Origin of the sequence: Candidatus Enterococcus moelleringii (assembly GCF_017377575.1) — a bacterium.
In the GTDB taxonomy this organism is placed as follows: Bacteria; Bacillota; Bacilli; order Lactobacillales; family Enterococcaceae; genus Enterococcus_A; species Enterococcus_A moelleringii.
Map to the genome: position 1 here is coordinate 178889 of NZ_JAFREM010000018.1, position 13338 is coordinate 192226.

10 protein-coding genes are annotated in these 13338 nt (G+C 40.8%); all 10 read left to right on the forward strand.

What is annotated here, in order from left to right; translation table 11 throughout:
• The first annotated feature begins 4 nt into the window (after window positions 1-4).
• The 10 genes from JZO70_RS12030 to JZO70_RS12075 all read left to right on the forward strand — a co-directional run bounded on the left by JZO70_RS12030 (window position 5) and on the right by JZO70_RS12075 (window position 12876).
• Window positions 5-388 carry an EF2685/EF0750 family sortase-dependent surface protein gene (locus JZO70_RS12030; RefSeq protein ID WP_207673817.1) on the forward strand — a complete coding sequence of 128 codons (384 nt, stop codon included), beginning with the start codon at window positions 5-7 and terminating at the stop codon, window positions 386-388.
• On the forward strand, window positions 381-4967 hold the full coding sequence (locus JZO70_RS12035) for a hypothetical protein (protein ID WP_207673818.1): 4587 nt from the start codon (window positions 381-383) through the stop codon (window positions 4965-4967). The genes JZO70_RS12030 and JZO70_RS12035 overlap by 8 nt, the downstream gene beginning before the upstream one ends.
• 61 nt (window positions 4968-5028) lie before the next feature.
• Window positions 5029-5262, forward strand: coding sequence for a hypothetical protein (locus JZO70_RS12040; RefSeq protein WP_207673819.1), 234 nt, complete (start codon window positions 5029-5031; stop codon window positions 5260-5262).
• A 19-nt stretch (window positions 5263-5281) separates the two neighbouring features.
• Window positions 5282-6004, forward strand: coding sequence for a winged helix-turn-helix domain-containing protein (locus tag JZO70_RS12045; protein ID WP_207673820.1), 723 nt, complete (start codon window positions 5282-5284; stop codon window positions 6002-6004).
• Window positions 6005-6301: 297 nt separating this feature from the next.
• The gene (locus JZO70_RS12050) at window positions 6302-7219 is read left to right on the forward strand and encodes an ATP-binding cassette domain-containing protein (protein ID WP_207673821.1); all 918 of its coding nucleotides are present in this window, start codon (window positions 6302-6304) and stop codon (window positions 7217-7219) included.
• Window positions 7212-7952, forward strand: a complete 741-nt coding sequence (locus JZO70_RS12055) for a hypothetical protein (protein ID WP_207673822.1) — start codon at window positions 7212-7214, stop codon at window positions 7950-7952. The genes JZO70_RS12050 and JZO70_RS12055 overlap by 8 nt, the downstream gene beginning before the upstream one ends.
• A gap of 30 nt (window positions 7953-7982) precedes the next feature.
• Entirely contained in the window at window positions 7983-10313 is a 2331-nt protein-coding gene (locus JZO70_RS12060; protein ID WP_207673823.1) for an FtsX-like permease family protein, read from the forward strand.
• Window positions 10314-10316: 3 nt separating this feature from the next.
• Window positions 10317-11075 (forward strand): ABC transporter ATP-binding protein, encoded by a 759-nt coding sequence (locus JZO70_RS12065; RefSeq protein ID WP_207673824.1) that lies wholly within the window; start codon window positions 10317-10319, stop codon window positions 11073-11075.
• Window positions 11076-11244: 169 nt separating this feature from the next.
• Entirely contained in the window at window positions 11245-11925 is a 681-nt protein-coding gene (locus tag JZO70_RS12070) for a response regulator transcription factor (protein WP_207673825.1), read from the forward strand.
• A gap of 24 nt (window positions 11926-11949) precedes the next feature.
• Window positions 11950-12876: an ATP-binding protein gene (locus JZO70_RS12075; protein ID WP_207673826.1), complete on the forward strand. Its 927-nt coding sequence runs from the start codon at window positions 11950-11952 to the stop codon at window positions 12874-12876.
• The last annotated feature ends 462 nt before the right edge of the window (window positions 12877-13338 follow it).

Sequence of the window (13338 nt, forward strand, 5' to 3'; positions counted from 1 at the left end):
ACCTATGAAAAAAAGAACGAAACAATTCTTATGTTTGACATTGTGCTGTACAAGTCTGTTGACGACACTTCCCCTGAAAGCCGATGCTCAGACAACGAATGTTTCCGTAACTTTTACAGAAGCCAAGGAAGTACCGAAAACGCCGGTAAATCCTACGGCACCAAATGGCGAACTACCTATTACTGGGGAAGTTCCCAGCGGTGAAGAAGTCGTTTACCGTCAAAGCGGCTGGTCAGGCACAGGCACCGATCGAAAACGCCTGCCTACCACCAACGATCAATACAATCAAGTCCTAACCCAACTCGGGTATCTCGTATCACTGGCTTGGTTGTTCTTTTTCATCTTAGGCAAAAGAAAGGAGCAGAAAATACGTGAAGACCATGAGTAAAAAATTCATCACCGCATGTTTGACCGCGCTCTTAGTCGCCAGCGTAGCGCTCCCTTCAATTGCAGCAGCGGTGACCGTTTCGTCCACCGAAGAATCAAGCACGGCCGAAACCCAAACCACTGCATCAAGTGAACTGCCAACAGTAGCATCTTCTATACCCGAACCAGAAACAGTTACTTCCGAATCCATTGAAGAAGTGGAAGAAGAAGTACCGACTGTTGAAGAAGAAATTGTAGAAGAAGACTACGACCAGCGAGAACTAACCGAGGAAGAAGACGAAACTGGTCATCCTTTTTTGACGTTCGAAGAAAAAAAGGTTAAAAAAGAGTTTTCCATTAAAGGACAGCTGCAAGCAGTTATTAATGAAGAAAACGAAATGACTACCCAAACAAAATTGACCGCATTGATTCTGCAAAGAAGAAAAGATGATGGTGATTGGGAAGAACGGAAGGCTTTTGAGGTTAGTGAAGAAGGACAAGTGATCAGTACTGATGCCTATAACTTCGATTATGACGAAAATGAATCAGAAGCAGGCACCTATGATTACCGACTTGCGGCTGATTATTCGATTGAAAGTCAGCAAGAATCTGTCACAAGAGTTGCTAAGCATAAAGGTCATTACAGTTTAGGTCAAGTAGTAGTGGAAGAAGTGCAAACCAGTTCTTTTCAGATTCCGAGGAACCTGAATGAAATGGGGACGATGAGTGGTATTGCTCCATTTGCGAGTTGGACGAATCCTAATACTGGGGGCTTTGTAACTATCAATGCAAGTGAAACAAGTTTGACGCTTTCGCTTCGCTACACGTATTCTCATTTCAGCTATACTGGATTCTACGCGATTATCAGTGATAATAAAGATTTCGTTTGGCAAAATAGATGGGACGGGACTAACCAGAATGCTCTCTTTCCAACAGGTGAATTTGATCAAGTGTGGAAGAGGGCTACGATAAGAAAAGAAATAGGTGGTGATCGCGAAGGTACAACGAATACATTACGCGTAACTGATGAAGTTATTGCTACCAATTTGACACCTGGAAAAACATATTATGTTTGGCTATTTGATAAAGTTCAATTGATGGAAGGAGGATTTGATGGCGGAAGATTTCAAATAACTCCCGGTCCACCTCCAGCTGATTCTCCCGCACAGTCGCGAGGGGTACTGAAGCCTTATTATGCTAAGACGAAGATGCCGTTAAGTTTCAAACCGGTCAAAGATGATAACTTCGCCTGGGCAATATCTCAGGAGCCTAAACAAATTTGGGTGAATGGCGATCAGTACTATGGAGATGTTCACACTGACCCTGGAATAGTACAAGCTAAAACTAGTACCACAAACTGGGATACAAAATTAAGTACTTTAGGGCACAATACTGGTACAGGTACTGAGCAGAACAAACAATATCATAACGGAACTGTAGTCGACAACTTAATTCCTGGAACCTTTTACCAGGTTCGAGTAGGTCTCAAAGATGCTAACGGTAAATATGTGTATAAATACGACTACGACGCTAAGACAGTCGTTTCCCTAACAGCTAACCCTACAGTTACCCAAACGGATACCACTGCAAAAATCACTGGAGAATATGAAGCAGCAACTGAACATCCGGATAGTGTTGTCCAGATAATGGTTGGTGACACAGTAATAGGTACCAATAAAACCCCTCAAGTACCATACTGGTACACTGGATACACGGTTAACAAAGGATCAGGGAAAGGAACAGTATCGTTTGTCATTAACGGATTGAACCCAAAAACGGAGTACACTATTTCGTATGCAGTGAGAAATAGCAGTAATCAATTGTCAAATGTAGTAACTACTCAAAAGTTTAAAACGAATGCTGTGCCGTTATCTTATCCTGAAGCGCCCCAGGGGGAAGAGGGAGAAAGCAACGATTGGGCTAGAGCTTGGACAATCAACCATGAACCGACAAAACTTTGGGCGAATAACGGAACGTACTTTGGAGAAGCCCACGCAGATGACGGAATAGTACAAGTTAAGACTAGTGATACAGGCTGGACTACGAGAATTCATGATTTAGAACACCAAACTGGTACAGGTACTGAACAAAATCCAAAAAAATACGGTGGAGATGGAATGGAAATCACTGGTCTTTATCCCGGAACAATTTATCAAGTCCGAGTAGGGCTTAAGGATGCTACCACTGGTCAACCAGTGTATAACACATATACTGGTAGGCGTAGTCGTACCGTTGTTTCTCTAGATGCGGATCCTACTATTACCAAAGCGCATAACACTGCGAGTATTACTGGAGACTATAAAGCAGCAACTGAACATCCTTATGATAATACTAAGGAGAATTATGCCCAGATCACAGTTAATGGAATACAAATAGGCACCAGTGAAACTCCTCAAGTGCCATACTACTACACTGACTACGACGTTAATAAAAGGGATAGAAAAGTATCATTTAACATTAAAGGGCTAAGACCTAGCACCAATTACAAGATCAAATATGCAGTGAGAAATAGCAGTGGATATCTCTCGAATATACAGACAGCTGAATTTGATACAGATGCGGCACCGTTAGCTTTAAAGAAACCTACAATTTCCAATGTAAATATCGACTCCTCTAACAATGTGAAAGCAACACTGGATCAAACTGGATATACTGGTGGGATATCTACAACTGTGGATGACGGACTAGTATTTTTACGTAAAGGGGAGAATGGTACTGAAGAGCAAGTCCAAAACAAAAGGGTGACTCATGGCACTGATCAAACTGAAGGATCTTATGCGATAGGAGGTCTTGTATTAGATGGTCTTGCAGCTGGAACTCTCTATCAAGCAAGGGTGAAAATTCCAGATGCAAATGGCACACTTGTACCGTCGGAGTGGAGTAAACAATTTGCAACACCCAATCGAATAGGGGGAATATGGCCTGGTAGACCTAATAACCATATTCCTCAGCATGCTAATGATGCTAAGTTACAGATAGGAAGTGGCTATGAATTCACACAAGGAGCCGCTGCACTGCCATTAGTGGATAATCTTGCTAATGTTCGTGTTCAGATAAGAGAAAGAGGAGGGGCTTTTGTAACAGTCACTGCAACACCAAATGCGGATGGCGTGTATCTTTCCGATTTTGTTCTAACTGAAGCTGCAAACGGAGGTAAGCTTGTTAATGTGAACATCAATAATTTGAAGACTAAAACCGACTATCAGGTTAAGTGGCAGGTAAAGAATGAAGGCGGTTGGTCCAATGAAGCAGCTTTGCACAATGCTGTCGGCGAGTGGACTACAACAGCAGGTCAAAAAGTAGAATTCATTCAGGCACCAAATTATAATCAAGCGGACGGCAATCCAAACTCTATTGAGGTGAAGTCTGATAAATACATTAGTTCCGGTGAATTCCTTAATGATCCTCCTACCGCATCTTTTATTGCTAAAACAAAGAACATCCAATCTGTGATTGATGGCTTGGGAATCACGAACAATGCAATTAGCGGTTACGATATCAGTGGCGGAACAAGCGTGTCCTTGATACCAGGCAGTAAATACGAAGGTTGGTGGAGTGTAAAAGGTTATGCTGGAAAATATGTAGCTAATGGTACAAGTGAACACAATCAATTCGTGTTCGAATCAGCAAAAAGTGTTTTTTACACAAAAAATGAACTTCGAACACCTACTGTTGCGACACCTATTCCAGCTTCTCGCTATAATGCTTCTGCCGAAATCAGTGGTAAGTATACAGCTGGTGGTACAGATGGTCCAGTAGCTCAAGAAACCGGAGACCCTTCACATCCTCATAGTGTGAAAGTTGAAATTACCGATAATGCAACTGACTATTCTTTAAATGGAGAAGGTGGTTCTTGGCAAGAAGTTACTACGACTTCTGCAGGACCGAAGCTAGAATCTGCTGCCTCAATTGATACGGCCAACAAGAAAATCAATTTTAAAATTGTTGGACTTGAAGAAGGTAAAGAATATTTTGTTCGCTATCGAGTAATGAATGGACCAGCATCTGGATCACCAGGTTCTAGTGATATGGGATGGACGAAATTAGATGTAGCAGCAAGAACTCGCTTCACCACCGACACTCGCTCAAACAACATCTACTTCGTTAAAAGACCGCAGGAGTTCAATTTCGGTGTGATTGATATTCCCGAAAATAACAACGTGTTTAACAGCTTGTCCCATAGTGCTTCAGACAATTTCGACATTGAATTAGAAAATGTTGGAGTAACTAGCGAATGGAAGTTTCTTGCTAAATTTAACCCATTAGAAAAAGATGGATCTACTGAAACCATATCAGGTGCTAAGATAACTCTAAACAAAAAGCTTTGGAAAGCTACTCCAGTAAATGGTGGTTGGTCTACTCCGACTGATGAAAGCAGCTTGTTTGTTGCTGATCCGTTGAGTTCGACGATTGAAATTAATTCTGATGCCGCTAGTTCGAAAGAATTGTTTGTAGTTCCTAACGGTGGTCAAGGAAACGAGAAATACACGTATGAGATTGATCCTAACTCTGTGAAGTTGAATCTCCTAGCCAATTCTGGTGAAAGAGGCCAACTGTACAAAGGACAAATGCAATGGATAGTTGATTTAGGAACACCATAAGCAACAGGTGAGAAGGATGCTTTCGGGCATCCTTCTCCATTAATAGAAAGTAGGGAAACATATGGAACGTTATGGTTGGATGATTATTCTAGCGGTCATCGCCGCAATTGCTTTGATCGCTTTCTTTTTCTTCTTGTTTGGCGATATGGAGAAAATCAAAACCTTGAATAAACCGAAGTGGCAGTATTTACTAAATGTTTCGTTGTTTGTCATTGCGGCAGTCTGCCTGGTTTTGGCGGTCTATCTGTACTTTGACATTCAAGAACAAATTCGTTTATTAGAAAATATGGCGTAATGCAGAAAAGGAGAAAATCATGCAAGTATTGGTATTAACTCATAACATTTTGTCAGAAGAACCGCTGCAAAGGAAATTGCAGAGCTTGAATCATGAAGTACTTTGTTCCTCAAAAATGCTGGAGCTTCTGCAGCAAGCAATCGACAGCAATTTTGCCTGCTACTTTTATCAGGTGGTGATTCTTAGCGAAAATCTGACTAACAAGGAAGTGCTGGACCTGTTGCCAAGGTTAGAAAAAGCCAACAGTGTGGTAATGCGCAAGGTGAACAGTATTCCTGATTTAGCGGAAAAGGAAATGCTGGAAAATCATGGCATCGTTGGCTGGGTAACACCGGATATTTCCACTGATGTGTTGCGAGAATTATTAGCCGAAAACGTGCGCCCTTTCAGAGAACATCACAAGGTGATTGCCTTCCCTATCAACACCGAAGATACTTCACAGGGTACATACGCGCAGCTTTATCGCACGTTTTCCAAGACCGAAAAGAAAGTGTTTGAAAAACTGTACAGTGCCGAAGGACGAATTGTTTCCCGCGAGGAATTTTGCCAATATCTGTGGAAAGATGAAACCACCAATTCCCATTTATCCCAATTATCCGTGCTGATCAAAAATGTGCGCCGGAAAATTAGCAATTGGGGACTGCCGGAAGAAATGGTCGTGACCATTTGGGGTCAGGGCTATCGATTTGCTCCAGGTTTTTACGAGTATTGCCCAGAGGACAGCATTGAACGAGCAAATTGAAGTGTTAATAAAACCAATTCCCTGTTGTAAGATTAGGTCGCTAATTTTATGGCAGGTATTTTTGTTCGCCTTTTTTTCTCGCTGGTTTCGAGTTGTTGCCGGATGTGTGTTCCTTTACAATAGAAGAAAAAATGAAACCCCTAGCTAATTCTTAGTCTGCAGAATTAGCTAGGGGTTTTAAGCACGCCAAGGACGCTGATCTTTTAGTCTTTATGATTTCTTTATGTTTGGCTTAAAGATTATTAACGGGAACTAAGATAAAGTGTAAGTAACAAAAGAAAACAAGGAGTTCATAAGATGGAGAATGTGATTAGAACCTATCAGTTAAATAAAGAATTTAAGGAGGAAACGGCACTTCAATCCTTTGATTTTGCTTTACAGCAAGGTGAGATCTGTGCCTTGATTGGAAAAAATGGCGCGGGGAAATCCACATTTTTCAAGATGCTTTCAGGCCAAATTGCACCAACAAATGGTGAGATTCAATTGTTTGGGAAAACTAAAAACGAACATGCTCGAGCCCGCCAACGGATGGGCTTTATGATTGAAGAGCCGAAGTTTTTTGGCGACTTTACTGCGGAACAAAACTTAGAGTATTTCCGTATTCAACGAGGGGTTGTTGAAAAGGCCAGAATCTCCGAAGTCCTGAAAATGGTGGGATTAAGTGAACATACCAAGAAAAAGTTTCACCAATACTCGATGGGGATGAAGCAACGCTTGGGTTTAGCGCTATGTTTGCTTTCTAATCCTGATTGTTTAGTCCTGGATGAGCCGACGAATGGATTGGACCCTGAAGGAATCAACGAGATTCGCCGCTTATTATTAGAACTTAACCAAGAGAGACAGATCACTATTCTGATTTCCAGCCATATTTTGAGTGAGCTGCAATTATTAGCCAATCGCTTTGTTTTTATTCACGATGGAAAAATGGTTGAAGATATCAGCAAAACTGATTTGGAAAACAAATGCAAAAAGCAGCTGAAGATCAAGGTGAATGACAGTGCCAAAACCTCCCAGTTATTGGAACGTACTTTCCGGGATATCGATTATCGCTGCTTGGTAGATGGCTGGATCATCATTCACAGCCATGTAGATCAGGGGGCCGAAATCAATGCTTTATTGCATCGAGAGGGCATTTCCGTTTCCGAGGTAATGGTGGAAGATGTCACGTTAGAGGACTATTTCTTGAAACTGGTAGGAGGGACAGCCAATGATTAATTACCTAAACAGCGAAAGATATCGTTTGTTCCACAAGAAAAGCTTGTATTTCACGAGTGCCTTTTTCTTGCTGGTGATGGTGATTATTGCAGTCATGTATCGCAATTCCAATGAAGCGTTTCTTAGTACAAGTGCTCTTTACTACTTGAGCACCTTGATTGTTACCACCGCTATCAGCTTTTTCATCATTGTTTTGTTCAATTCATTTCTTACCGGTAAGGATAATGAGCTGCTGAAACAAGCGATTTCTTTTGGTGTCACCAGAAATACGATTTTCTTGAGTAAACTAGTGCTGACGTTAGTCATTTTCCTTTTCTTATTTGGCTTAAATATTTTGACGATTGTCTTATTGGGGGAAAATTTATTTACCACTGATCCCCAAGTTTTAAATGACTTTCTCATTGCAGTGAGTAATTTGCTGCCATTATTAATCAGTGCCTTTACCTTTGGGCATTTATTGCGGATGCTGGGTGTTAGCCAAATTGTCACGATCTTATCTATGCTTTTCGTGTATGGATTATCCAACGAAGTCGCTGGATTTATATTCTCGCTGGTTTCCAAACATGAACCGATCTCACAATTTTTCCCTTCCGCTTTATTGGCGGATGCCGTAAATGATTTCTTTAATCATACTGTTGCTGTTCAGCCAGCTAGTTGGGTCATTAGTGGGGGGTTAATCGTACTGTATATAGCAATTGGATTGAGAGTATTTGGTCAAAAAAATATTGAATGATTAAGGGTAGAAGGAGAATGTTGGTGGAGTATGTATAAAAAAATAGTCAAAAACGATATAAAAAACAATAAACTAATCTCATTAACGATTACTATGTTTGTCTTTCTCGCGGTGCTGTTGACCTCTTTAGCCACTATTTTAGCAGTGAATTTATCGAGTGCGGTAGACAACAGTATGATAGAGGCCAGAACGCCCCATTTGATGCAAATGCATAGTGGAGATATCAATGAGGAGAGACTGGCGCAATTTGCCGATGAGCAGGAATATGTTGAGGAATACCAAACAGCAGATTTTCTGAACATCGAAGGCTCAGATATTGCGATTGGCGAAAATTCATTGATGGATAGTGTGCAAGATAACGGTTTTTCTAAACAAAGCAGTCAGTTCGATTATTTGCTTGATTTAAATGGCGAGATCATCCAGCCAAAGGAAGGTGAGATCTACGTTCCGATCTATTATTTAAAAGAGGGCGTAGCGAAACAAGGAGATCCAGTGAAGGTGCATGGCGTTTCGTTTAAAGTTGCAGGCTTCTTGCGAGATTCGCAGATGAATGCGGCAATGATCTCTTCCAAACGGTTTTTAGTTCATCCAAACGATTATCAGAAAATAGAACCATATGGTCGCCTGGAGCATCTGATTGAATTTCGGTTAAGCGATGCTGGCAAATCCGGGGAGGTTGAGTCGGCTTATTTATCCGAAGGGTTAGAATCCAACGGGCCTTCTGCAACCAGTTACCAGCTGTTTAAGCTAGCCAACGCCATTAATGACGGGATGATGATTGCACTATTGATTCTGGTCAGCTTGCTTGTTATCCTAGTGACTTTCTTATGTATTCGCTTTACTTTGCTGGCGAAAATTGAAGAAGATTTTAAAGAGATAGGTGTGCTAAAAGCAATTGGCCTAAGAACCTCCGAAATCAAAAAAATATACATGGCAAAATATGGAATGATGGCAGCTTTTGCAAGTGTACTTGGCTATATCGGGGCAATCGTGTTGCAGAATCCCTTGATGGAAAATATCCGTTTGTATTTTGGCGATAGCAAGGCACCAGTTTTCGCGTTATTCGCGGGCTTGCTTGGCGCCTTAGTCATCTTTGGTATTGTTGTGCTATATACCAATAATATCCTCAGACGATTCAAGAAAATATCTCCGGCCCAAGCCATTCGTTTTGGAGCGCCCGAAGAAAAAACAAAGACCACAAAGAAATTTCTTTCGTTAAGTAGAAATAGACTTTTTTCTACCAATATCTTACTAGGATTTAAAGATATTATCGCTAGAAAGAAAATGTATCTGACGATGCTGTTTGTCTTAATTATCTCGATATTCTTAATGATTGTTCCGCAAAACGTTCACAATACTATTTCATCTAAGAACTTTATGACTTACATGGGAATCGGCCGCTGCGACACTCGTTTTGATATTCAACAGACTGAAAATATTTCAGAGAAAGCAGCAACCGTTGCTCAAGCACTGTCTGAGGATGAAAGTGTTGCTAAATTCACTGTATTAACTAGTCGGATGTTTGATGCAAAACTGAATGATCAAGCAACTCGACGCTTAAAGGTTGAATTAGGAGACCATTCGCAATTTCCAATCGCCTACTCAAAGGGGCATGAACCACGAACAGCTTCAGAGATTGCTCTGTCTAAATTATCGGCAGATGATTTGGAAAAAGAAGTGGATGATACTGTGGAATTGTCTGTTGATGGGAAGAAAAGACTGTTCACTGTTTCAGGAATCTATTCTGATATTACCAATGGTGGGAAAACAGCTAAAGCGAATTTTACAGTTGATAGTGAGGCTTCACCGGTCTTGTGGAGTACGATTCCTGTAGCCTTTACCAAGGCATCCTTAACCAATGAGAAAACTGCGCAATTTCAAAAGGACTATTCCTTTGCCAAAGTAGCAGATATCAGCGCGTATACCAGCCAAACGTTTGGCTCAACAATTGCTGGAATCAAGAAAGCTTCTTATGCGGCTATTGCTGCGACGATTCTTTTAGTTCTATTGGTGACTATCTTGTTCATGAAGATGCTGGTGACCAAGGATCGTTACACGATTGCGGCGCTGAAGTCACTAGGTTTTGTCAATCGAAGTATTCGATATCAGTATATTGCTCGTTCAGGTGTAGTGTTGATCATAGGTGTTTTGATTGGAACTATTTTAGCGAATACGTTGGGTGAGCTGGTGGGTGTGGCCTTGATTTCGGTTTTTGGCGTATCAAGTTTTCATTTCGAAATCAATCCATTATTTGCCTATATTTTTGCACCAGCTGTAGTAGCAATCTGTGTATTTGGAGCAACCTTGATTGGCACGCTGGATATACCTTCAATAAAAATCGCTGATCATATAAAGGAGTAGACTATGAGTAATTTGATAGCAGGAGAAAAGATCGTAAAAAGCTTCAACATTGGAAAAGAACAAACGACAATTTTAGACCAAGTATCGGTTGAGATTGAGCGAGAAGAATTTGTGGTAATCATGGGTCCGTCTGGCTGCGGGAAAACCACGCTGCTCTTTTCACTAAGCGGTACCGATGATATTACTAGCGGATCAATCAAATTTGACGGTCAGGAAATCTCTGGTTTAAAAGAAAATCAGTTAGCAGACATGCGGCGCCAAAAATTTGGCTTTATTTTTCAACAGCCGACGATGCTGAAGAATTTGTCGATCCTAGACAATATTATTCTTCCTGTTGTGACAGACAACCGGAAAAATTTAGCTGATGTAACAAAAAAGGCAGAACAGCTGATGAAAAAGACCGGTATTAGCGGGCTCGGGGATCGGGAAATAACCAAGGTATCCGGCGGGCAATTGCAACGTGCTGGAATTTGCCGGGCGTTAATGAGCAGTCCAGCTATTCTATTTGCGGATGAACCGACAGGGGCTTTGAATTCTAAGTCAGCTGATGAGATTATGCTGTTACTGGAAGCTATCAATCAAGAGGGGACCGCAATATTGCTAGTGACACATGATGCTAAGGTAGCTGCTAGAGCTGATCGCGTCTTATTTATGAAGGACGGCAAAATTCTTTCGGAGCTGGCTTTTACCGAAAAAGGGGCAAAGTCCTTTGAAGACCGAACTGGAGAAGTGCTGGAACAAATGGCAATTATCGGTGTCTAGCAATCTGAATAACGAATGACTTTCAGTCAAAGAAGTGATCCTTTCTTTGGCTGGAAGTTCTTTGCCTGTATAGACCAAATAGTTGCTTACAAGTTTGCATAATTTGGTAAACTAGTTATATAGGGATAATTTAAGATAATAATGGGAGTACTTTTAATGGGGTGGATGCATGGAACAAAATAAGAAAGTGTTGATTATTGAGGATGATCAGGAAATCAATCAGCTGCTTCAAGTAATTGTAGCTAAAAATAATTTAGAGGCAATTGCTGCTTACTCTGGAACTGAGGCACTGTTGCAGCTTAATTCGCAGGCTTTTGATTTAGTGCTGTTGGACTTAATGCTTCCAGGAATCAGCGGTGAAGAACTGATTGCTAAAATACGAGAGGTTAGCCTTGTCCCAATCATTGTTATTTCTGCGAAGAAGGACCTTGCGGATAAAGTGTCGGTGCTAAAAATCGGGGCGGATGATTATATTACAAAACCGTTTAATGAAGAAGAAGTGGCTGTGCGGATGGAGGTCCAATTAAGACGATCAACGGCAAATGCTGTGGTTAATAATGAATTGTCATGGAAAGGGTTAGTGTTGAATACTGACAAGTTGACAGCCATTCTAGAAGGGTGTCCGTTAACGTTGACAAATGCAGAGTTCGACATTCTCCTACTGCTGATCCAGCGTCCGGAGCAGGCCTTTTCTAAAAGACACATATATGAAAAGATTTGGAAAGGCGTGTACGTTGGAGATGACAATACCATCAGTGTCCACGTATCGAACATCAGGAAAAAGATATCAGCAGTTACTTCTGATGAATATATTAAAACCGTTTGGGGCATTGGTTTTATGCTTGTTTAACCGAGCATAAGAAAGGAGTAGAGGGTGTTGGTATGGATCGCTATTAGTTGTTTGCTCATACTTTTGGGCTACTGTATCACCTTGCTTGTCTTATATCGCTGGGACGCTCAAAAAATGACGGAGCAGCTGAAGGAAATTACTGAGGATTATGGTACCAACGAGCTAATACGAAGTAATTTTCGCAATAAGGAGCTGAATGAATTTGTTACTAACGTGAATCAGCTCATTACTGTTTTCAAAAGAGAGCAGCAAAACGAACGAAAAAGAACGTTAAAACTAAAACAGGAGATTACGAATATTTCCCATGATTTGAGAACCCCGTTGACTTCGATAAAAGGATTTTCTGATTTGTTGCGGGATGATTCGCTGACACTGGAACAAAGAGAGGCTTACTTGGATATTGTCCAAAGCAAGGTGGACACGTTAATAATGACCGTTGATCAGTTTTACGAGATGTCCTTAATTGATTCAGCAGATAATCGATTATTCCTGCAGCAACTATCTTTAGAAAGTGTCTTAGTTGAAACGATGTTTTCCTTTTACAAAGAATTTGAAGATAAGGCTCTGGCTGTTTCCATCGATGAGTCATTGCTGGCCACGCCAATTTATGCAGACAAAAAAGCTTTACAACGAATACTCATTAATATTGTTCAGAATGCTTTAAGGTATGCAAAAAGTTATTTTGAGATCACTGTTCGGATAGAAGAAGGATTTCTCGTCTTACAGGCAAGAAATGACACGGATACCATTGATGCCGGAAGTATCGAAAAAGTATTTGAACGTTCGTATACAATTGATCCTAGTCGCAAAGATGGTCAAACTGGCTTAGGCTTATATATCGTGAAAAAGTTGGCGGAAAAACAGGGTGGTAAAGCAGCCGCATATTTAGAGGAGGGTGCTTTTGTTTTAGAAGTGTCCTTTGCCCTATCGAGTGTTTTGGAATTCGACTGAGGTGAGGCTTTGTTTTGGTTTGAGGAGAAGCAACAAGGAATGTTAAAGAAAAATATCGTTTTCGCTGATTTTGTTAGCGAAAACGATATTTTTTATATTATAACAAATATAATGAATTTCACGAAAAATATTATTACGGATTATTCGCTGGGTAAATGTTTTTTTGTGGATAAAAAGGGGTCGAAAACTGCTGGAATAAAAGCTTTTTTGGCTCTTTTTAGCTTGTCCATCCAACTTAAGTCCTAGAAAAAGATAGCGCTCTGGGTGGATAAAAGATAACGGCGATAAAGATACAATATAAAAGTGGATAAGCGAGATATAAATGAAAATTAATCAAGCTGCTATCTACAGTGGATTAGCGAGTAATCCAACTAGCAGCATCTAAAGTTGTAGATGTAAGTAAACAATGGAGGGATTTTATTGGAGTAGAGTAGGTATTGTTGGATTCACGTAGTAATGAAG